The sequence below is a fragment of the Niallia yueguangensis genome, from assembly GCF_052663115.1.
The window spans coordinates 45,120-67,228 of record NZ_JBQTCX010000024.1 but is presented as its reverse complement, the minus strand read 5'-3'; the positions used below and the strand labels follow the sequence as shown (position 1 = coordinate 67,228).

Below are 22,109 nucleotides of genomic sequence, written 5' to 3'. Positions count from 1 at the left end.
GTTGAATCAAAATGAACTGATAAATATGAAGCTATTAAATTTGCACTTAAATGACAGCAATAATGGTAGTAAATTGGATTATTTTTATTCAATTCATTTATACAATACATATATAAAAAGTACATGTAATCCCATTCTATCATTTCGCAAAATTCTATATAGCTCACATTTGAACCTCCTATTTTTTTACTTTTAGTATATCAAATACTAAGTTGAAGACATAATAAATACCCCTTTTCAGTGCTTATTGTTTTTTAGATATCTTTTTCTAGTGACATTATTTCTGTATTCTGTTTCAATTTTTATTCTTCCTTTTTTAAACATAAGAAAAAGAGCCCAATAAGGACTCTTAAAAAATTATTTAGTTATGTCGCCTTATTGTCCTTATGAGCAATAACAGGCATAAAAAATACACCTTCATTAGTGTTTTTATTTTTCACTATTCCGGTTGTCCTTCCTCTAAAACATCAATTGACCCCGCAAATTCAGGTAGCGACTTTAAATATTCGTATCCTTGAGTAAGAAAATTGTCTGTATAAAAACTTGTGGTATCTGGAACAAAAGCATAATCCTTTATTAATAAAACAGGATAACCTCTCTCTTTTTTGAAATGAACCGTGATTTTCAACAAATCTCTGCTGCCACTAAAAGAATCTATTTTTACATAACCATTTGTTACTGGATAATCCTCTGTATAAATAAAAGACTTAATTTTAATATCAGATTGAAAACTAGCTAATTCGCATCCTGCTGGTAATGTGAAGCTCACTTGTAATGCCATTTGTTTTTCGCTCCTTCTCCTAAATTTCTCTCCAAACTCCGTTATGACAAATAAGATTGACAGTATCCCCAAATGCAAGCGCTATATTTGCACGGGTTTTTGTAACCATATAATTATCATCATGTTTAATAGAACCACCGCTACCAAGGTAAATCAAGGTGACTCGTTTACCATTATGTCCAAAATTCACATATTCAATTGGATAGGTGGTTGTACATTCCACGATGTCTGCATCCATCCAAGCAGAAGGTTTGTTATTGTTATCGACTGGGTTTACATAGCTTAGTAGTTTAATCTTGTTGTTTTTTAAATAGAAATAACGGGAGTTTGCTTGATCCATATAGAATGAAGCATCCGCTTGAACTGGAATATTTAATGTTGCTCCTGTTATACTTCCTATTGTTACGTTATTATCTTCTGCTCCTGTGCGAATAGTAACTAGGCTTAAGGTTCCACTAACAAGTTTGACTTGATCTAGTTCCAAGTTACAGTTCTTACCATACATATTGAATAATTTAGCATCGTTATATGATGCCACGCTTACGTTTTTCATTGTTACTTCATCGTAAATATTAAAACATCTATCTACAACCGCTCCGCCTTCACAATTATTAAATACACATGTGTCAAACTTACAATAGGTTAATCTCCCCCATCTAGTTGTTGTTTTACTTGGAGCGCCAAAATCACAATTAGTAAACTTTGCTGATTTCAGAAGATTGTTCGCAACATCATATCCATCATAAAAAAGACTTGAAGGAAAGTTAAAAAAATCTTTTCCTTGATCGACTATATAATATTTTCCAACCACAACAGCATTAGACACAGTATTGTCGACATTACTATCGAGTGTAAGAGTTAAATCATTAATAGCTGTAATCCTTCTAACCCCTGATACCCCTGCTATTGTAATAAAATCTCCAACAGCTAGACTTCTGTATCCGCCTTTAATTTGGTTAACTGTCAATGAATTAGTTCCCGCAGAAATACTTCCTGTAATCCCTGTTGTACTATCCGCTAAGTAATGGTCACTGTTAATAAACATACAATTTGTAAAGCCGAGTTCACGATAACTAAGAAAATTAAACGGTCTAGCTTTAGATGTTAAATTTAAAGCCATTTTTTCAAACTTACTGCCATTAAAATAAATATGTCTTGCTCCATTATCAAACTCACAGAAAAGTGGACAAAATTCTATACGACAAAGATCATCGAAAAACAGAGCGTTGGAACAATCATCATTTCCATAAAATCCAAGTGGATATGCGTAATCAGTATCGCTATTTGCTCGTCCACATTTCACAATATGAACATTGCTGAAATGACAATCGTAAGCATCTACAAAATGAATAGCACCATCTTTAAATCCTTCAATCCAAACATTTTTAAAATTACAATATTGGGTAACTGAATATTGAAAAGCCCTAATATTTTTTGAAATTGCTTTACAAATCAGTTTTAAATTTTCGAAATTAAAAACTGCTGTTTGTCTTCTATCTGTTCCTCCTAAATAATAACCACCCATATGAATAAAAATATCATCACTTGCATCATCTGCAATAAGTACAGTTCCGTTAACTCCCTCAATGGTAACAAAGTTATAGTCTACCCACGTTTTTGCGTCAATATAAATACCTTTCATATAAAACGGTTTGGGGGGGAGTTTAAGTTTTCCTCCTCCATTAGTTTGAATAGAACTAATAAGTCCTTTAAACGTTGCAGAGTTGTCAGTTCCCGATATTCCATCCCAATCCGCCTTCATACCAATCATAGGAATAGGTGGGTACTCTGCGTTTATTTCTCGTCCATTTAAATTTTCCGACGTGTCTGCCAACTGTACATCAACAGCATTTAGTTCGGAGACAACCATATCACGCGCTGTGGGATGGACAGTGTTATCTCTTCCTAAGTGCATGTCAACTAATTCTTCTGGTTGTGATGTTCCATTTAATAAATTATCAACCCGCGCTTTTTGATTTACGAATTCATTTTCGATCATTTCCCAGTTCTTATTTTTTTGTTCTCTTGCATCACGTCCTTGAAATCCCAATAATTCTCTTATGAGTTTGATCATGGCATTACCACCTCCGTTCTTAAAGTGCCATCATCATTTACAAATATTTTATATTTGGTGCCATTAGGCGACGTTAAAACGGAATCTTGTTTCCCTTCTATTTGTGCAACTTTATTTTTTTCGTCTATCGTATAATCATTTGATGACAGCCCCATTCCTTCGACTTTATCAACTTTCCCTTCCAATGCTTGGCTTACATCTTCCGGGGGCATACCAGCAACATATCCTTTCACAGCATTTATGTGTGTTTTCGGATAAAAAAGAGTACCATTTGCTTGTTTCATCTGCATAATTTTAATCGCCATCTATTACTTCACCTACCGCTTCTAGAGTTAAACGAGCACTCCAAGCTTCATTTGCTGTAAGGTCCACATTAGCAATCAATCCGTTTAATAAACTTGATCTACGATAAGCATTATTTGCTTTGTTTGCTATCTGTCGCTGAATGGACAGCATATCCTTTTTAGCATTACTTAACGTTAATTCTGGCTGTTTTGAGTCGTCAAATGGATAATCTTTAATACCAACAATCGGCACATCTACATCAAGCTTCATCGGCTCAATAATTGCCATCCACACTTCACCAATCACCGGAATATCCTTACCGTAATAAGTCATTGTAAAAGTTGTTTCCGGAACGTCTTGCAGCTCCTTCACTGCCTTCTTATCTGTATATTCTTTAGTCGTTGCCTCCGCATCCCCCGATAAGTCCACAGTATCTGCAAAAGACTCCCCAAATCTTGATACATTCGCAGATTTATAGATATAAGGTTCAAAGAAATAATTTCCATGCTCGTCCATGTATGGATATACCCAACACTGTGTACGCAAGTTGGTTTTATCTAACTGTAGGTTAATGTCATCTGTGTTGTAGAGCCATCTAAATTGCTTCTGCGTGATAATTTTGAAATTAGTATCATCCATAAAGATGACTTTTTGATTATCAGCATTAAGGTAACAGCTAAACGTTTCTACTAAAGTATTAATTAGTGACATTCCATCACTACTACCAAACCCATCTATTAAAACTTTCTTCGTAAAAGAGCCCCTTATTTCATAGCTATATCCATATGTGTTTCCTTGAAATACGAAGGCAAGATATTCTGCTAATGTGTGGGTAGGCTTGCTGCCATCTTCATAATCATCATCGAGTACGTCTTTTACTCTTATTTTTTTCTGTATGTCAAAGTAAATGTGCGTGGCCGTAACGGCAATCGTTTCTGTCGTCCCACTCACAACAGGATTTAATTGCTGGACTACATATTCTTGGCCATCTATTAACAAAGAGCATTGATCGCTCATTAATAAGTCATAAGCAAACGAATTATAGCTTGTTCTCGTGATATTAAAGCTAATTTGCCAGTTTGCTAAGTTTTGTTCGCATGTTCGTTCAAAGTCCGTAAAATCAATAACTATTTCTTCATACCCCTGTGCTTTTACTAAAAGTAAATTCATAGCAATCACCTACTTGTACAGGAACCTTATATTAAAAGCAATGACCGGATTCGAACAGCTTGCAATACTGAAATTGTTCCACCCTGGGGCAAGTGTTATGACACCATGATTTGTGTCCCTTCCACATCTTTGATTGTTGAGATATGGATCAAAACCACTTAATAGTAAAGCATCAGATGATGTCATTTCTTTGTCCAAGTGAAATATATCTCCTGTAGTCCAGTTTCTTATTGTCGGTGTCCCAACACATGTTAATGCGATATCAAGTAAATGATGTTTCAAAGGATTAATCGTAATGTCCGATGCATTATAAACTGAGAATGCGAGAGTATTGAATACATAAGATAAATCCTCCACATTCGGTAAATTCATCCCCACTTGCCATGATTCTGCATCGTAAGTAAACGGCGCTTCCAAAGTTGTTTTATACGCTTCACGAAAACCGCTTGGTAGGTCAAATTCAATAGTAAACGTCATATCCGTTATATTAATTCTTGTAGGGTCATATGGCTTTGCCATCACGAGATATCTAAAGCCTGGCATCATGGTAGTTCGAATGTAATAAGCTTCTCTTTCAAAGAAAAAACGATGAATTTCCCTGCAGGCTAATTCAAAATCAAATAGATCATGTCCAGAAAAATAGAAATTAGCACTAACAGTACGTGGCCCATAAGTTGCTTTTCCGCTTGGAAGCTGACCATCTAACCCCGGATTTGTTATGTAATTCTGGGTTAGCGCCGGGGCAGAAACGGACAAATCTAAAAACTGCAAACCTTTTAAGTCTGCAGCTTCCGATAGCAATATTTCACCATCGCCCTTATTAATATATAAATCTTGCAAAATGCTCATCCTAAACCACCTGCCATAAAGCTATTTATTCCGTATTGTTTTCCGTTTGTATTGTTAAGTTTATTAGCTAGTTCATTTAAAGTAATACCAGCATTTGTGGACTGCATCCCTTGTAGCATTTGGAACAACAATTGATTCTGTTGTTGCAGTAACAAGATTATTTTCGATTGATCATTATTGCTTTGAATATTAATCTGTTGAATGCCACTTTGCTGGCTTGATGCAGTAGCTTTTTGCAATGCTGCAATAGCCGCAGTGCCATTAATGGGAACAACATGTTTTGAAATAGTACCAGACACAAACTTCGTTGCTTTTTTAACTCCATCTACTGCTTTATAAAGACCATTTTCTAAACCTTGTCCAAAGTAACCCGTTAACTCTTCACCAACTAATGAAGGAGAATGAATTTTAAGCTTTTTCCGTACTGATTTTTCAATACTGTCAGCAAGCTTGGAAGCAGACTTTGATAAATTACCTCTCTTATCAACCAATCCATTCACAAGACCATTTACAAAGTGTCCACTTAATTCAGTTCCTTTTTTCTTATTGATTGATTTATTCAAGTCATTTAGGGCATCTTTTACACCAGATTGATATTTCTTTGATGATTTATTTATCGCATTATTTAGATCTTTACCAGCTGCCGAAAAAGATGTGGTTAAATCTCCTAGTGTATTTGCTCTCTTTGTCTTATCGGAATATGCTCCTTGGTAGGCTTTCCAATCACTCTTAGATAAACCAAGTAAAGCTTCCACATCTGCATTCGTTGATACACCTTGTTCTAATAATTCATTGATCAGTTTATTAGAAGCACCTTTTTGCTTTAATTTATTGATGTTGGAAACGAATCGCTTATACATACTGTTTTGCGATTGAAGATTATTTAAGAGCCCCTTGCCAGATACTTTTCCTTGTCTAGCGTTATCTGTTAAGGAATAAGCTGAATAAGCATTGCTTCTGTTCTCGTTCACAATTGTTTTATAAGCCTGTTTTGCCTCTTTCACAGAACTTTCAAATGATGAATTAATATTCTTCAACGATTTCTTAAACGAGTCAAAGGCACTAGTTATTGCTTTTAAGAAAGAGTTATCCGTTCCTTTCGCAAAGTGTGGAATATCTTCTTTCATTTTTGCGATAGATGGCCAAACTTTGGAACCGGCAGGGAAGTTTTTAAACAGTGTCGGAATTTTAGGGCTAATACCAAATTCTCCATCAGGAGTTAGATATGGTTCTTCTTGCCCGCCATCACCGAGAATAGCATCGCCGCCTTTGTGATCATCAGTACCAGTTGCATATCCAATATATCCTTTACCGCTTGCTAGTGCCTTAACACCTGGAACATTAGCAATAGAACCATAACGGCTAATAGCATAACGAATAGCAGCAATGGCATTGTCCACAGGATTCCATATATCATCATGTCCAGGTAATTTGTGAGCATTAAATGTGCTGTCAATGGTTTGCATTAACCCTTTTGATGGATGGCCAGCTTTAAAATTCGAGTCCCATAGATTGATAGCTCTTGGATTGCCACCAGATTCCTTCATGGCTATTTGAGACAATGCAGGCAAGAATTGCATTGGTGTGTTGGTAATAGACATAGCTTCCATTAACCATGCTTGCACCTGTTTGCTTCCTGCTGCTTTTCCACCAATAAAACCACTGGACAATTTGCTTTTCAGAAAATCTGCTGTCTTATCACCTAAATAAGAAAGAATGTTTTTACCAACATCTTGTCCTATTTCGTTTTCTCCAAAATTAAGATGTTTTTTAAACAGTCCCTTTACTTTGTCTAGTGGATTAGACAGCCAATCAAAGTAATCGCCAATACTACTATTCCCTTTTGCGTATCCAGGTAAAATGGTTCCTTTCCCTAATCCACCAGCCATTACAGCAGATGTATCCCTTGCATTTAAAATTCTTTCTCCATAACGAATTTTTTCAATAGATGGACCATTTTTCCCTAGTAATCTAGCGAAGCTTTCTCCCGGTCTGTAAGCAAGTTCAACGCCTTCTTCCCCAACAAGTGAATAGCCTCCCTGATGGAATCTAGTTCCTTTTGCTGAAGCACTAACCCTACTAATAGGTTCATTTGATGCTAATTTCTTTTCCGTTTTTGAGCCAGTAGGACTCCATTTCGGAATAGTTGGAATGTGGAAGAACTCTAATACCTTGTTTATTCCACCTGTTACCCAGTTGACTTTATCAGCAAGGCTTATCTTAAATTTATCCCAATTACTTAATATCTTTCCTGTTTCCCAATCGACTTGATCTAAATGTCCTTTAGCTTGTTTTTTTGCCTCGTTTACTACGTTTATATGAGTATCTTCAGCGTTTCTAATTGTTTCGTCACGTTGAGTTTTAGCTTTTCCAATTACATCTTTTTTCTGATCTTCGGCTTTTTGAACAATAGCATCATATTGCTTTTTAGAAATATTCTTCTGAACATAATACTGATTATCAGCCCAACTTATAGTTTCTTTAAATTGAGCCTCTGCATTATCTACAGTTTTTTTGTATTGATTTTTTGCAGATTTTATTGTTGCTTTTTCTTGCTTCAAAGAGTTTTTAACCACAGATGCAGCTTGTGATGCTGATAAATCCCTAACATGAGTACGTAAATCACCCAAGATTATTTTTTGTTGTTTAGCTGATTTACTCATTGATTCAGCAGCATAACTATTCATCTTATCTTGTAGTTTGTTAATTTGTTTTTGTTCATAAGCATTAATAGAGCGATTTTCTTTAGCTGCTGTTTTATAAATCTTTTCGATTTCTTTTTCAGTATCACTAACTGCTTTTTTCTTTTTATCAGTGCCATCATTTACACTTTTAAGTATGCTATCTTGCTCTTTTTTGCTAAGACCTGTTAAAGCATTAAGATTCTTTTTAGCAGAGTTATTAGTATCATCAAAAGCTTGATTTATCTTCTTAGACATTTGCTTATACGGACTAACTAAGTCATCCACATTCTTTTTACTTACTTTAGCTTGTGTTATACCCATTTCGATAAGCTTTTTATTCACTTGATCGCTTAATATTGTGTATGAAGACAATGCTTTTTTAGTAGCAGAATCGATACCTTTAGAAAAATTTAACTTTTTATCAATTTCAGTTTTCTTAAAATAATCACTGATACCTTGGCCTAGTTTTTTACCAGCTTCACTACCTGCGAAAGCACCAATAGCTCCACCTATCGCTGTCCCAATACCAGGTGCAATTGCTGAACCTATTGCAGCACCTGCAGCTCCGCCACCTAATGAACCTCCAAAATCACCAAGTTTACTACCAGCATTGTCTTTATTCATACCGATTAAACCAATAGCACTTGTAACTAAACTTAAACCTGCAATACCACCACCAAGAATTTTCGCACCTTTAGCCAGCCTGCCACCTCTTGATGCTACTTCCGCGACTTCTTCACCCACTTCTGTAACGGCACGAGTAGATTGTCGGCTAAATAAACCTCTTCTTCTGCTGCTACGAGTAGAACCACCAGCTGAACTGTTGCCAGCTGTATTTACTGCAGTTTCACTAGTTGCTAAAACCTCATTGGAAGCCGCTGTTTCTAAAGCCTGTGTACGATATCCTCTCATGCTCCGACCTGCTCTATCAAACATACCAATCATAGTAGAGCCTGCTCTTGTTACAAAGCCAATTCCTGTTGCTAATCCACCCATTGCAGTAATGGCTAAACCAAGCCCTGTTGCAATAATTCCGCCAGCTAGAGCAACACCTGCACCAATAGCTATAGTGCTTTGCATCGTTGGAGATAGATTATTAAATTTATCCACGAGAGTTTGTGTTCTCTCTGCTATCCATTTCAATGCAGGAATAAGAGCATTACCTATGCTGATACCAGCAGTTTCAAACGAACTTTTTAATAGAGTTACAGTTCCTTTTAAGTTATTTAATTTCTCTTCTGCTACATCTGCTGCTTTCACTTTATTTAAAGCAGCATTCATATCATTGATGCCTTTGGCACCTTCCTTGTAAAGGATGTTTCCAGCTCTAATTGCATCTGTACCAAACATCACATTAAGAGCGTTTTGACGCTGTTCGCTGTTTAAATCTTTAAGAGCATTTTGTAAAATACCAGCGATTTGAGACATATTTTTAAGATTTCCATTTTGATCATAAAACGCACTAGATGCAAACCCAGAATATTTGGCTAACTTATCATATTCCTTTGCCACTTTTGCCGCTGAAGCACCACTACCAGCTTGTATTTTTGCTAGTTTTTCTAATCCTTTTGCAACATCATCAGTTGATTTTGAAGCCGGTTTTATACCTCTATCTGACAACCAGCGATAAGCAGCACCTGTATTTTGAGTAGCCAGACCCAATGAATCCATCATTTCACTTGCTGCCTTAGTATGTGGACTTAAATTCAACAACATAGTTTTTAATGAAGTACCTGCATCGGATCCTTTTAATCCATTTTGGGCAAAGGTTGCTAATGCTGTAGACGTATCTTCAAAAGTTAATCCGACACCAGATGCAACCGCAGAAACCATTGATAAACCAAACTTTAACTCTCCCACATCTGTGGCTGATGCATTTGCAGATCCAGCTAATATATCAGCAGCACGGGCAACAGATATATTGTCGTCTCTAAAAGCATTTAACGCTGTGGAAGCAACTTCTGCTGCATCTTTTAGTTCTAGTTCGCCTGCTGTAGCCAATGATAAAGCTCCACTTAAACCGCCATTTGTAATATCTCTTACAGACACACCAGCTTTTATCAGCTCTTCAATCCCTTGCGCTGCTTCAGTCGCTGAGTACTTAGTTTTACTACCCATAGTGATTGCTAATTTTTCAAGGGATCCACTATACTTTTGAACTTCATCTGGAGACATTACAGACTTAACAGAAGACATTTGGGCTTCAAAGTCCATTGCTTTTTTAGTGGCTGTACCTAATCCAATGCCAAGAGCTAAAGTACCGGGGCCAAACGTTTGTGTCATATTTTGCCCTGTTTCAGTCATTCGGCTACCAACATTATTCATCGTATTACTAAACTCATTCATACGATCACGAATTCCCAACACTCTATTGGATGCATTGCCCACAGAACGACCTAAATCGTTATATCTTGATATCGCACTTGCTTGTGCTGCCTCTAACTCTTGTAAAGCTACACGCTGTCTGCGAGTAGCAAGATCATCGGCACCTTTTGTACGAATGAGTTCTTGAAGCTTTTCCCGCTCCGCATCAATTAATCGAACACGCTCTTTTATTTGATCTTTAAGACCAACATATTCTCGTCTGTTAGCTTGTAACGCTCTGCCTTGTGATCGTAATGTATCACTCATTGCAGAAGTTTCACGTATGAGTAAAGATAAATTTTGGCGAATATTATTAGTGCCACGATTGTATTCATTAATTTCAGATTGAGTTTCTTGTAGTTGTCTCCTGAAACTTTCTTGTCTACTAGTTAAGTTATTTATTTGATTAGCAAACCTTAAAGCTTGTACACTATTTTCCCCAAACTTTTCTTTCGCCTTATCATACGATTCACGTAATTTTTGTACCTGTATATCCTGGGCCCGGATAGTTCGCTCTAACCCTTGATATTTAGCATTCAGTTTTCCTAATGTGTCCCCAGCATTGTCAAACACACGCATTTCAGCCTTCATTTGCGATGTGGAAGCCGCAACAGCTTGCTTAATTGATTTAAGACTTTGTGTTACCCTAGTCCCATCAAAACCAACACGGATAATAACTCCTTCAGCCATGGTTTACCTCCTTTCTTTTAGATTTTTAAATAGAGTTGAAGAAATCTTCTGGGTGCATACGATTATTGTTATTAGAGCCAGATAAAAAACGCATTAGAGCATAGTAATCTGTAGATTGAATGTCATTAAAAGACCATCCTGCTTTTATCAGATCTTTATACACTATGTCTAAATCATCCAATGCTTGTGCAGCAGTTATTGTTTTTCCTCTGCCGTTTCCTTCGGTTTCTGCTTGTCCTTTCCCATTACTTGATTAAAGATACGATCCAACTCATCATAAAAAATATGACTTTCTAACCCTTCCCAAATATCATCTGTTGTGAGTTTTTTATCTGTAAATGTTCCTGCCACAAACTCAACCATTTTATCCGTATATTCCAATTCAGTTAGTTCAGGATTATTGTCAAACTCAACTTGCATTTCTAATGCAACGCGTACTCGTTTTGCTGATACAAATTCTTGTTCATACACCACTTTCTCGCCTTTTTTATTTCTCAATTCAATTCTCAACATATCTATTCTCCGTTCATGTTTTTGATTTTTTAATACAAAAAAGCTAGAGCAATAAAGCCCTAGCCAATTAATCTACTTATTATTTTTACGGTGTTGCTACCGGACGAACAAAGCTTTCCCATGATTCAGCTGACCAATCTGTATCTCCCTCTTTAGCTTTACCATATACAAAGCCATCAGATGCACGAGAAACAGCATCCCCTGTGATTTTGTCCTGTGTAACTTGTTCATTATTATCATTCGTTTTCAAATCGTTGTCCGGCATACCAAACTTAACTTTCAAAAGTGCAATGTGGATTGGATTTCCTTTTCGGTCAGCAGATAAGCATTCCACAGAGCAGAATGGTGCTTTTGTATCTTTTCCAAGCTTATAAATTCCGCCTTCTTTAACCAATCCTGTGACAGCTGCCAAGCAATCGTCCGGCAAGTCATAAATAGATAAATCAATTTTTGCATCTCCAGCACCTTTTCCTGATACATCAATAGCCATGTTAGATGCATATATTTTTTGAAGTTGTGCTGCAAGTCCTGTTATGTTTGCCTCTACAGTACCATTTCCATTGTTTTTTCCATCTAATACAAATTTTTTATCTGTGATTACTTTTTCATTATCATCTAATACATTGATGATAACTTTTTCAAAACCTACAGTTGCCATTTATTCATCATCCTTTTTTATTAAATTTTGCTGTGAGATACAGCTTTTCAATGTCGGGATCTTTATCGATATAACTTTTAGTTATTGCATAGAAACCGTTCTTTTCCATGTATTTATGAAGTAATTCATCATATTCATCAGCTAAAGGATCATCATAATTAAACCAAACTTGTACTTGTACACCTGTTGTAACCGAGTTGCTTTGATTACTTGCATAATCACCTCGTGAATTACCCATATGATTAATTCGTACAAGTGTAGCTACATTTTCACGTGGAGTTTGTTCTTCATCGGGCATTCTTTCAGGAATAAAGTGCATAAAAACATAATCCTCATTAAAACCCATGGGATTATCTTCTGCTGATATTAAGTTATAAGCATCTAACAAAAGACTCATGTTCCGTTAACCTCTCCTAGTATTACTCGCTCCATAGCAGCCTTAACAGCTTCATGTGTCTCTACCGTTGTTTTCTCTGCAAAATGTTGCGGAGCTTGATAAATGGTTCCATCATTAACAAAATGTGACCGCCAAGCAGTATCTTTTCCAAATTTTATTTCAATGTTCCCCAATTCATTTGGTGGTGAAATAACAACATCATCACGTAAATGCTTAAATTCACGTTCTACGCCAGATTGTAGATCAAATTGTCTTTGCTGTTTCCATTTACGGTCAGACCTATTTTCGTATGGGGCATTTACTTTTAAAGCCGCAGCTACTATCGCAGCCCCTACTTTAGTGGCCTTTTTTCCACCACTTTGAGTTTTATAAGCTAATTCCCTTAATTGCCTATCTAATCCACTCATGTCAATATCCACACTCATGTTATCACCTCACAAATGATTGTTTTCCACTCTTTATTAACAGTGTCAGGACTAATATCTTTGATTTGATAAGACCTTTCCTTCCACAAGATTGTCATATCATTTTTAATAGCAAAATCTTGTTTTTCACGAAAAACAAATGTGGTAACAATTTTAGTTTCTGTTCCAATACTGGCCATCCTATCGGATAGTTTTTGTTTCCAAACAGCCGCCCATATTGTTGCAACTGGTACATCCCTTTGTTGTGCTACACCATTAACCTTTATGGTTTGCTTTTGATTAAAAGTAATCCTTTGATCAAGTTGAGATGGATTTGTTATTAGCAAGATAATACGCTCCCCTCAAATCGTGGATGAATGATGTTACCCCAAACGGAATTTCAAACGTTTCTTTATGAGAACCTATGAATCTATTTTGATACCAATGGCCAACAAGCATAATGCAGCATGTTTCATATAACGGCTTAATTTTTTCTCCATTAAAAAAAGTGCTATCCGCATCTTTGCAAACAGCACTTTGTATTTTAATTTCCGCAGTGGCCATGTATCTCTGAATCAAACTGTCATCAAAGGAACTGTCCACACGAAGAGCATTTTTTACTTCTGCTAAATCCATAGAGAATCACCCCTTTTATTAGCCAGCAGGAGTAACATCAATTTGTCCATATACAAATGCTTGATCATCCCATAAAGTAACATCTTCACGTTCAATCGCACGTAAAGAAATTGTATTTGTGTTCCAAGCGCTATCTGAATATGGGTTTGTTGCAATAGACTGTTGCTGACGATCCCAAAGTACAATACCTTCTTGGAAATCCCCGATAAAAATAGGGAAAACAGTTGCTGAAATATTAGGAAGTGTTTTATTTGAAACAACCACTACAGGATATCCAAACAACATCTTTTGTGTAGGATTTGTTGGAATAGGCTGTAATAAATATTTACCTTCCGCATCTTTCAACTGATCCAGATAGTTATAACCATTTTGGTTTGTAATAATTTTTGCATTTAAAGCAATTGCAGGATCAAGAGTAACGTTTAAAGTTGTCTTAATATCATCAGTGCTATCAAATGTCACAGGTGTGCCACCTTGTAATTTAGATAGAATTAAGCTATTTCGAGTTACAATTGATTTCTTAGCAAACCAATTAACTACATAGCCTTGTAAATTTTGATCAGAATCTTGAAGCAATGTATTGGACAATGGCAATTTACCTGCATAATCTTTAATCGCATAAGAAAGTGGAGTAAATTTTGGATTATCTGTATCTGGGATATTCCCCATTTCAGCAACATTTTGGAACGGTACCATATCAGCTCTTTTTTCCAACACACGGGAACCTGAACGAGTTGTAACATTCTCTTTTCTCACAAATTGCTCTAAAGGATTTAACGTTGCTTTTAATTGATTAATTGCAGTTGAAATATCTTGTGGAATAACCAATCCACCATCTTCATCATTTAAACCACTCATTGCACGTGCTTCTTTAGATTCCAACAAACCAATTTCTTCTGCTGTAAGACGTTTCCCGCGAAGATTGTTTAAAAAGGCTGGTTTATAACGTTGTTGCAACTCTTCTTCGTCTTTCTCTTGACCTTTTGTTCCTAAAGAGAAATTAACTGGGTTTGGAAGATTACGTTGTTGACCTTTTGGCGCAGCAATAGGATCCATTTTTGCTAATTCCTCATATTCTTGCAATGTGGAACGCATTTCATCCATTTCAGTTTTTACAGCTTCCGCTTTAGATCTAAAATCTTTTGCCCCTTGCAAATCATCAGCTTCTACTTTTAATTTTGCATCAGCAATATGCTTGTTATATGCTGATCTTTTTTCTTCGATATCTTTCTTTAATTTAGCAATACGTTCTTTTAAATTCATGATTTTTTCTCCCTTTTTTCGTCCATATGACGTTATTTTGCAATAAAAAAAGACCAACTTCTAAAGTTGCTCCATTGTCATTAAATCTAATTCAATTTGCATTAATTCCTTTTTACGAGTCACGATATTATCTAGATTACGAGAGCCGACAACAGCCTCTGTATCTGGATATGCTGGGGTGGTAACTACTGATACATCATATAAAGCACCTATTCTTTTTATGGTTCGACTATACATATTTGTTTCTTCGACATACTCAATTTCGTCTGCATCATCATCATCTGTCAAAGAAAAAGCAAAACTACACTGATTAATAACACCAGAACGAACATTTTCCAGTAAATCACGTGCATATGATGTGTCTGTAGGAATGAATTGGAATCGTAGTCCGATATTATCCACAGTGAGAGATAAACTTCCTTTGCCACTTGAAACCGTATTCCTTGCTAATACTTGATTTTCATTATGATTAAATAAGGCAACGACATTTGACATATCGGTATTATCCAGTGCTCTAGGATCAATTTTTTCTCTAAACTTCACATAATAGCCTAATACATCGCTTTGACGGTTGAATTTCAAAGCATAGCCTTCAATAACCTGCTGGCCATCTTCACCTTCTGCATTTCTTAACTCAATCTTCGTCTGTATTTGGCGCATCTCCTTCTTTGCCTTGTCCATTATCACCACCTCCCTTCGGTTTTGCTTTAGCTAACTGCAATTCACTAAGTGTGGATAATGTTGTGTAATTAAGTGATGCAAGCAACTCATCTGCAGCAGGATTATCAACAGGTGGTTCACCAAATTTTTTCCTTCCTTCATTTGGTGAAATAATACTATTCTGTATTTGCTTTATGATACGCTCAATCTTCTTATCTGGATCAATATCTCGGATATTATCCGTATTAAATTCAATATCCGTTCCAAGTGGAGCTAATTTAAACTCCATTTCGCTTTTCAAAGCAGAAAAATAGGGTGTTAAAGTGTTTTGTAAGTACCACAAGTTATCATCATCTGTGGACGTATTCGTAGTCTCTATACCCATACGAGATAACGGCAGGCCAAATGTTTTTGCTACCTGTTTTGTTGTAAAGGTGTTGGCATTTAAGAAGTTCAGAATATCGGTATTAATTTCTAATTGCTTAAAATCCATTGTCATATCCATGACAGCAACCTTACCTGAATTGACCGCTCCTGCATATTGATTACTAAAAGTATTCGCATATTCTTTTCGTTGCTTCTCGTCTAATTGGGCCCCAGTTAATTTAAGCACTCCACCAAGTGCAGCTCCCTTGTCAAAAAAGTTTTTAACAAAGTTTTTACCGCCGTCCTGCATACCAAGTTCAATAACTAATGACCACAGTGGACTTATTCCGTTTATGCCGTCTAAACTCATCATTTTAAAGTGTAGAACGTCTTTATAAGGCAATTTTAAATACTGTTGTGTATATTCGTTATAAGTTTGATAGGTTAATTCAGCGCCATTTTGAACAATGGTGGTTTGACTATTTTTAAGGTGAAATAGTTGCAAGGGAACCCCTTTTTTATCTCTCACAACTTGTACAAAGGATTCCTTGTTTACTAGCATGTTTGCAATAATAATAAACTTTAGATGGAATCCTGAATAATACTGATTCGGACTACGATTGAACAAGTAGGCTATCTGATCAGCGTACTGGATTACGTTGTTTTTCTTGACGTTGATTGGTGACGATGCAACATCACCAGCGATTGATTTAACAGCTGTAAAAATATCACTGTTTTTTAATGCCCATATCCCCGAATAACTGCCACCTTTTTGATTAATTAAATCAAATAACGGATACCAGGCATCCTCCACACTAACTTCACGTTTTTCTTTCCTTCCTCGAAAGAATTTCAAGTTTTTTCACCCCCTTCACTCCCTGCCATATTGGATTAAACAAGCTAAAATAATTAATGAAATACCTGTTGCTATTAGACCAGCAAAGGTACTTATCAAATAAAAAGCACTGCTTAAAATAAAAAAACCACCAATTAATAAAATTGCCGGAAAGAATAATGCTATTAAATTTAAAGATCCTTTTAATACCTTAAACAAAGAATAAGAATGGATCTGAACCATTTTCTTTATATGCATACATAGCCTCCGTATGAGCATTGACCATGGCCACAATTGGGTCAATTTTTTCACGATTCAACTTTTTATTAATCATAATCGTGTCATTATCTTCTTTTGTAACCGCATTACGAACAGCAATATCTAATAAAGGATTCTTCGCATGCGTCATTTTACGGTCATAAATCTGTTTACGATAATCTTTTGTCGGGTCATTCAATGTTTTCACACCTTGACGGACCTCAAATAAAGGCCAGTTTATTTTTCTTCTTTCTAATTCTGCTAAAAACATTTGAGAGTTGTAAGGATCATAACATAATGCTTTTACAGTTAATTGGTTTTCTTCAACATACTTCACAAGATAATCTATAATCTGATTAAAATTGATGACACCTGTTTGCAAATCAGTAATTGTACAATATCCTAACTCTTCCATTTTGCGATAATCAATTCTATCCCGTTTTATTTTTGCTTCTAATCCACCTTTTGTGGCCACAAACGAATGGGAATCACTGTGGAATTCATCATTGCCTACAGGGGAAATAAATGATGTTGCAGACAGGTCATCTGTACGAGATAAATCGACTCCGATGTATACGTCTTTTCCAGTAATATCAACATCTTTCTCAGTTGGCTTCCAATCATGTTCTTTAATATAACTACTTTCGCTGGATGCCCTCCACATATTGAAGTTTTTTACTAAAGTTGGATTAATATTGTCTTTTTCAATAGCTTCTTTTAACTTTTTACGTAAATTGCGAAGAAGTATAGGTTTTAACTCTTCTACTTCCAATAATGGATTGGATTTAATCCACAATTCTTCATCGTAGACTTCTTTTTCATCATCCTGTTCTGCAACAAATGCAAAATAGTTATCATCAAAGTCTTCTGGACCATAAAGAACCTTTTCAACATATGGGTATTCCACAGTATACATAGGAGCATTCAAATTAAATCCCGCTGTGGAGATAATCAGCGTTAAAGCATTTTCCAATAACATTTGACCAGACTCTAATACTTCCATCATTTCTGTTGTTTTGGACTCGTGATATTCATCAAGAATTCCAATTAAAGGCTCAAATCCATCTATGCTGCCCGTATCTTTAGACAACGGCCGCAGCACAGAGTAAGATTGTTCATCCGTTAATTCCTCACGAACTTTACGAACCCTTTTTCTTATATAATCTGATTGCATCATTACTTTATTTAGTTGTTTCACAACCATTGTAAAAGCTATTTTAGCCTGCTCTTTACTATTTGCAGTACAGTATATCTGCCGACTATATGCAGGATTTTTCCCAAATAAAAACTCGTATGAACCAATACCAGCGACCTTAATCGTCTTGCCGTTCTTACGAGCCATGGATATATATGCTTTATTAAACCGCCTAACTGGTTTATCCTTATGCCGCCATCCGTAAAGTTGGCTAATAATAAATTTCTGGAAGAGTGCTAGATTATTAGGAACACCAGTTTTAATATCCGGCAATGTTTCCATATAATCTATAACTTTATTTGCACGTTTAATGCTGTATATATAAGGAAAATCTTCATTTCCTATACGTTCTAGGTCTCTCAAATGCCTTTTACAAGCTTGTTTTACCTTGTTAGAAGCTATTAATTCACCCTTTAAAACCTTATTGCAATATTGGATTGACCAATCATGTGCTAAAGCATTTATCATTCGTCATCATCCATATCAAATCTGTTGTATGGATCATCCTTAATTATCTGTTTAGGCGGCACCATTAGCCTCATACGACCATCTATTGTCATACCCAATGTATTTGCAATAGAACGGATTTCCTTACCCATATCAGACATTATAACAAGCGCTGGGTTCTTCTTTTTCTTGTCGCCTGTAGATGTTGACTCGATGATGGTGATGCCGTGTTCGTCCACATCTGCTGTTGCTGTGATGTACTTGGAATAAGCATTGCAATAAAGAGCGATCATTGTTTTATCTAACTCCGCAATTGGTAACTGCTGCAACAAAGGCACAATTCTTTCAAATTCTTCTTTCCCCTGCTCGTCCAACCAAGAAGGTGGACTGTTTTCCAATGGCTCGAAACCTTTTAGCAATTTCTGCTCTTTTTCACGCTCCAATTTTTCCTCTTTTGTACGATGGCCAGTGATATTATCGACTAATTTCTTCTTTCTTCCCACCATTTTAGCCTCACCTCCTTGGAGAAAAAATTTTCATTTTGGGAATTTATCGTGAAGAAAAGGGCACTGCGTTGTTCATGGGCTTTAAAGGGTACCCCGTCTTTTATAAGGGGGTCTTTTTGATAGATTGATATAATTGTCGAATGATGATTACAAGCCTGTATTCGCCCTTTAAATGAGTCTGATGGCTATTTACGTTTCCTTAACTGTTCTTCTTTTCGAGTCTTGATGTTATGACATTTGAAGCAAAGACATTGTAGGTTATTCAAATCTAGTTTCAGTTCTGGATAGTCATCCACACGCTTGATATGATCGACAGCATAAAACGGTTTAATATAGCCATTCCGTTTGCATTCCTGGCATAGTCCTTTGTCACGTCCGATTGCCAACTTCCTTACTGCCTTCCATTCCTTGCTGTTGTAGAACTTCACATAATCGAAGTTGCTTCTATAACGATTACGGTTATATGTTTTGTTCACATGCTGCTTGTGCTTATCACAATAAGATTCAGTGAATGGTATTCTTTCTCGGCAGCCAATCTTATTACATCTTCTGTAGACTTCCATTCTCTAATCCCTTCTTCAATCGCTCTATCATTTCATCAGTAAAGGATTTATATTTTTGTAGCTTGTTATACTTTTTCATCCATACAGATTTCTTCCATTCCTTACCGTTCTTTAACTTGCTCATCTTTGCCCACTCGGTAGCAAAATGTTGAATTCTTATCCTCACTTCTGCATTGGTAACAGTGACTAAGTATTTATGATTGCAGTGTGAGCAATGGAAGAATGTTTCAATGATTTGTTTCGGATGCTTAGTTGTTTGTGTCTTTATTACAAATGTTTTTCCGCATTGGTTACAGAAGCATTTATTCATTATTCATCCTCCTTCTTTCTCCAAAATAAAAAGCACCCAATGTACGGATGCTTAAAATCAACTTATTTTCCCAATCAAATTACTTAATTCTATTCCTAAACTTATTAATAATTTTTGGTCAACTTCATCCATTTTTTCTTTATCAAGAGACGAAACTTTGTCAAATAATCTCCCTTTATCAATAGTTCTGATTTGCTCTAATGTTATAACTGAATCTTCATCTAAACCATATGTTTCCTTATCTACTAAAACATGAGTAGGTAAATTCTTTTTATGAACTTTTGTTAAAGCTGCAATAATAACAGTAGGTGAAAATTTATTGCCAGTATCATTTTGTATAACTAATACAGGTCGAATTCCACGTTGTTCAGAACCCATTGCAGGTGATAAATCTGCCATATGAATATTTCCTCTTTTTATAGCATTATCCACAAAATCATCTCCTTTATTCTAATTATCTGATAAGGAAAATAAACGAACAAATACTATCGTTCAACAATTACCGACAAATTATGCATTACTCAATGCATCACTTTTCTTCGGTGTATAATTAATCTGTTAAAACAAAATAAATTAATTAACGAAGGTGAACAACATTGAGTGAAGAAAAAGAAAAATATAATGGCTATGACACAACCATTGTTTATAACTACGATGAATATCCTGATATCGTAAGTGGACGCTGCGATAACTGCAGCAATGCCCAATTCAAGAGTTCAGTAAAGAATTACATTTATACTCGTGAATTGCCGTAAATGTGGTATGAAGAAAAGTATTTAACAAAATAAATTAAAATTAAATAGATACTGCTTGTCCACAAAGAAAAAACCACAAAAATCATTGTTGTGGTCTAGTCACTAAATTTCTTTCATAGAATGGTATTGGCCGTACCAAATACTTTGAAAGAAGTGATTTCAAATAAAAAAAATAATGTTTTTTATTCTAAGGATTATCAAGAGACTAGCATCACCGAATATTAATATCACATTCATCATTATTATTGTAAGACATTGATATTTGGTAATACTATTGAAGATGAAAGAAGGTATCGTGTTGGCGCACGGTCCTTTTTTCTTTTCTCTATACTGTATGCAACTAGAACCTTATTTAAAACAAAATAAATTATATATACACAATTTATTTTCTTCTAACAGCTCCACCACGACCACGAGTATATCTATCCCTATCCAGGCCCATGATGTTTACCCAGTTTACTTTCTCTTCTTTCGGCTGCTTCTTCCGTTTATTCTTCTTCTTCCCCATCTTTTCAAGTTGTCTCAGCTGGTCTGCATTAAGATGATTGGCTATTTTCATATCATCACCTTCTTAATTGATTTTCAGACTTACAAAAACCGACTAAATTCGAGTTTTACAGAATAATAGACACACAATACCTTAGATAATAGAAAAACGCTCCTAGAAGTCTAGGAACGCTCTCTCTTTGAATTATTAACTTAATATCATAATAACATGGTTAAATCCTAATGCTCTGCCGTCATTCTGCCAAATTACTGCCGTTTATCTGACATTTATTTATAATCCCCTACCCCAAGTTCTAGTTTCATTTGTTCTTTAACCTTATATATTTCATCATTAAGTTTTTCTATTTCGGAATTTACATCTAGATCATTTTGATCATAGCGTGTACCTATAATATCTCTGCTCAACTCAATGTTGTTATTATTCTCAAGTAATTTTTTTATATGCATATAATTTGATACTCCTGCTAACCTTCCAATTAGATCGGAAAGTGAATGTGATAATTCTTTAGATATATACAAATCATTATCGATAAAATAATCCAAACATTCTTCTGTTTTTTGAAGAGTTTCCTTTATTTTTTCTATTGTATTTGGAAGTTGATTTTCTAAATTACTATTTTCTTGTCTCTGCCTAAGATTTACGCTTAATTGTTCCCATTTATTTAATAAAGAAATATCGTTAAATGAATCACTTATTTTTTTATAGAGAATCGGATATATTTCATGTCTTTTTGTAGAATAAAGACTAAAATCATGTATTTTTCTTTGGAAATCCAATTTCTTTTCTTCTGTTAATAAGGAAAGTTCTGATTTAAAATTCTCAAGTTTTTTATTATAAAAATGACTTATCCCTCCTCTTATCATTGAGTTAATGATTAATGTTACAATAGATGAAGTAAACATTGATATCACTACAGATTTCCAGTCCATTTATATCCC

At 35.4% G+C, this 22,109-nt stretch carries 23 protein-coding genes and 1 pseudogene; 1 reads left to right on the top strand and 23 read right to left on the bottom strand.

Annotated elements, in window-relative coordinates; translation table 11 throughout:
* Positions 1–439: 439 nt before the first annotated feature.
* The 21 genes from ACTYA4_RS18500 to ACTYA4_RS18400 all read right to left on the bottom strand — a co-directional run bounded on the left by ACTYA4_RS18500 (position 440) and on the right by ACTYA4_RS18400 (position 20,328).
* Positions 440–781, bottom strand: coding sequence for a hypothetical protein (locus ACTYA4_RS18500; protein ID WP_445505827.1), 342 nt, complete (start codon positions 779–781; stop codon positions 440–442).
* Positions 782–800: 19 nt separating this feature from the next.
* On the bottom strand, positions 801–2,855 hold the full coding sequence (locus ACTYA4_RS18495) for a hypothetical protein (RefSeq protein WP_445505826.1): 2,055 nt from the start codon (positions 2,853–2,855) through the stop codon (positions 801–803).
* The gene (locus ACTYA4_RS18490) at positions 2,852–3,160 is read right to left on the bottom strand and encodes a hypothetical protein (protein WP_445505825.1); all 309 of its coding nucleotides are present in this window, start codon (positions 3,158–3,160) and stop codon (positions 2,852–2,854) included. Before ACTYA4_RS18490 ends, ACTYA4_RS18495 begins: the two co-directional genes overlap by 4 nt.
* Positions 3,150–4,310, bottom strand: coding sequence for a phage tail protein (locus ACTYA4_RS18485; RefSeq protein ID WP_445505824.1), 1,161 nt, complete (start codon positions 4,308–4,310; stop codon positions 3,150–3,152). Before ACTYA4_RS18485 ends, ACTYA4_RS18490 begins: the two co-directional genes overlap by 11 nt.
* 9 nt (positions 4,311–4,319) lie before the next feature.
* Positions 4,320–5,159 carry a phage tail domain-containing protein gene (locus ACTYA4_RS18480; protein WP_445505823.1) on the bottom strand — a complete coding sequence of 280 codons (840 nt, stop codon included), beginning with the start codon at positions 5,157–5,159 and terminating at the stop codon, positions 4,320–4,322.
* A complete protein-coding gene (locus ACTYA4_RS18475) occupies positions 5,156–10,897 on the bottom strand; it encodes a phage tail tape measure protein (RefSeq protein WP_445505822.1) in 5,742 nt (1,913 codons plus the stop codon). Before ACTYA4_RS18475 ends, ACTYA4_RS18480 begins: the two co-directional genes overlap by 4 nt.
* Before the next feature lie 195 nt (positions 10,898–11,092).
* Positions 11,093–11,410, bottom strand: coding sequence for a phage tail assembly chaperone G (gpG, locus tag ACTYA4_RS18470; protein ID WP_445505821.1), 318 nt, complete (start codon positions 11,408–11,410; stop codon positions 11,093–11,095).
* An 85-nt stretch (positions 11,411–11,495) separates the two neighbouring features.
* A complete protein-coding gene (locus ACTYA4_RS18465; RefSeq protein WP_445505820.1) occupies positions 11,496–12,068 on the bottom strand; it encodes a major tail protein in 573 nt (190 codons plus the stop codon).
* Positions 12,069–12,075: 7 nt separating this feature from the next.
* A complete protein-coding gene (locus ACTYA4_RS18460; RefSeq protein ID WP_445505819.1) occupies positions 12,076–12,465 on the bottom strand; it encodes a hypothetical protein in 390 nt (129 codons plus the stop codon).
* Positions 12,462–12,890, bottom strand: coding sequence for an HK97-gp10 family putative phage morphogenesis protein (locus ACTYA4_RS18455; protein WP_445505818.1), 429 nt, complete (start codon positions 12,888–12,890; stop codon positions 12,462–12,464). Before ACTYA4_RS18455 ends, ACTYA4_RS18460 begins: the two co-directional genes overlap by 4 nt.
* On the bottom strand, positions 12,887–13,216 hold the full coding sequence (locus ACTYA4_RS18450; RefSeq protein ID WP_445505817.1) for a phage head closure protein: 330 nt from the start codon (positions 13,214–13,216) through the stop codon (positions 12,887–12,889). The genes ACTYA4_RS18455 and ACTYA4_RS18450 overlap by 4 nt, the downstream gene beginning before the upstream one ends.
* Positions 13,188–13,505, bottom strand: coding sequence for a head-tail connector protein (locus ACTYA4_RS18445; RefSeq protein WP_445505816.1), 318 nt, complete (start codon positions 13,503–13,505; stop codon positions 13,188–13,190). Before ACTYA4_RS18445 ends, ACTYA4_RS18450 begins: the two co-directional genes overlap by 29 nt.
* Positions 13,506–13,523: 18 nt before the next feature.
* Entirely contained in the window at positions 13,524–14,768 is a 1,245-nt protein-coding gene (locus ACTYA4_RS18440; protein WP_445505815.1) for a phage major capsid protein, read from the bottom strand.
* 60 nt (positions 14,769–14,828) lie between these two features.
* Positions 14,829–15,449, bottom strand: coding sequence for an HK97 family phage prohead protease (locus ACTYA4_RS18435; RefSeq protein WP_445505814.1), 621 nt, complete (start codon positions 15,447–15,449; stop codon positions 14,829–14,831).
* On the bottom strand, positions 15,403–16,650 hold the full coding sequence (locus ACTYA4_RS18430) for a phage portal protein (protein ID WP_445505813.1): 1,248 nt from the start codon (positions 16,648–16,650) through the stop codon (positions 15,403–15,405). The genes ACTYA4_RS18435 and ACTYA4_RS18430 overlap by 47 nt, the downstream gene beginning before the upstream one ends.
* 15 nt (positions 16,651–16,665) lie before the next feature.
* Entirely contained in the window at positions 16,666–16,887 is a 222-nt protein-coding gene (locus tag ACTYA4_RS18425; protein ID WP_445505812.1) for a hypothetical protein, read from the bottom strand.
* The gene (locus ACTYA4_RS18420) at positions 16,841–18,550 is read right to left on the bottom strand and encodes a terminase large subunit (protein WP_445505811.1); all 1,710 of its coding nucleotides are present in this window, start codon (positions 18,548–18,550) and stop codon (positions 16,841–16,843) included. The genes ACTYA4_RS18425 and ACTYA4_RS18420 overlap by 47 nt, the downstream gene beginning before the upstream one ends.
* Complete coding sequence (locus tag ACTYA4_RS18415) at positions 18,547–19,035, bottom strand: phage terminase small subunit P27 family (protein WP_445505810.1); 489 nt, start codon at positions 19,033–19,035, stop codon at positions 18,547–18,549. The genes ACTYA4_RS18420 and ACTYA4_RS18415 overlap by 4 nt, the downstream gene beginning before the upstream one ends.
* Before the next feature lie 185 nt (positions 19,036–19,220).
* Positions 19,221–19,598 carry an HNH endonuclease gene (locus ACTYA4_RS18410; RefSeq protein WP_445505809.1) on the bottom strand — a complete coding sequence of 126 codons (378 nt, stop codon included), beginning with the start codon at positions 19,596–19,598 and terminating at the stop codon, positions 19,221–19,223.
* Positions 19,576–19,908: a hypothetical protein gene (locus tag ACTYA4_RS18405; protein WP_445505808.1), complete on the bottom strand. Its 333-nt coding sequence runs from the start codon at positions 19,906–19,908 to the stop codon at positions 19,576–19,578. The genes ACTYA4_RS18410 and ACTYA4_RS18405 overlap by 23 nt, the downstream gene beginning before the upstream one ends.
* A gap of 57 nt (positions 19,909–19,965) precedes the next feature.
* The gene (locus ACTYA4_RS18400; RefSeq protein WP_445505828.1) at positions 19,966–20,328 is read right to left on the bottom strand and encodes a type II toxin-antitoxin system PemK/MazF family toxin; all 363 of its coding nucleotides are present in this window, start codon (positions 20,326–20,328) and stop codon (positions 19,966–19,968) included.
* 176 nt (positions 20,329–20,504) lie between these two features.
* Here ACTYA4_RS18400 and ACTYA4_RS18395 point away from each other — a divergent pair.
* A pseudogene (locus tag ACTYA4_RS18395) lies at positions 20,505–20,688 on the top strand (DUF8096 family protein).
* Between the two features lie 357 nt (positions 20,689–21,045).
* Here the strand turns inward: ACTYA4_RS18395 and ACTYA4_RS18390 are convergent.
* Positions 21,046–21,222, bottom strand: a complete 177-nt coding sequence (locus tag ACTYA4_RS18390; RefSeq protein WP_445505807.1) for a hypothetical protein — start codon at positions 21,220–21,222, stop codon at positions 21,046–21,048.
* A 215-nt stretch (positions 21,223–21,437) separates the two neighbouring features.
* Positions 21,438–22,100 (bottom strand): hypothetical protein, encoded by a 663-nt coding sequence (locus ACTYA4_RS18385; RefSeq protein ID WP_445505806.1) that lies wholly within the window; start codon positions 22,098–22,100, stop codon positions 21,438–21,440.
* Positions 22,101–22,109 lie beyond the last annotated feature (9 nt).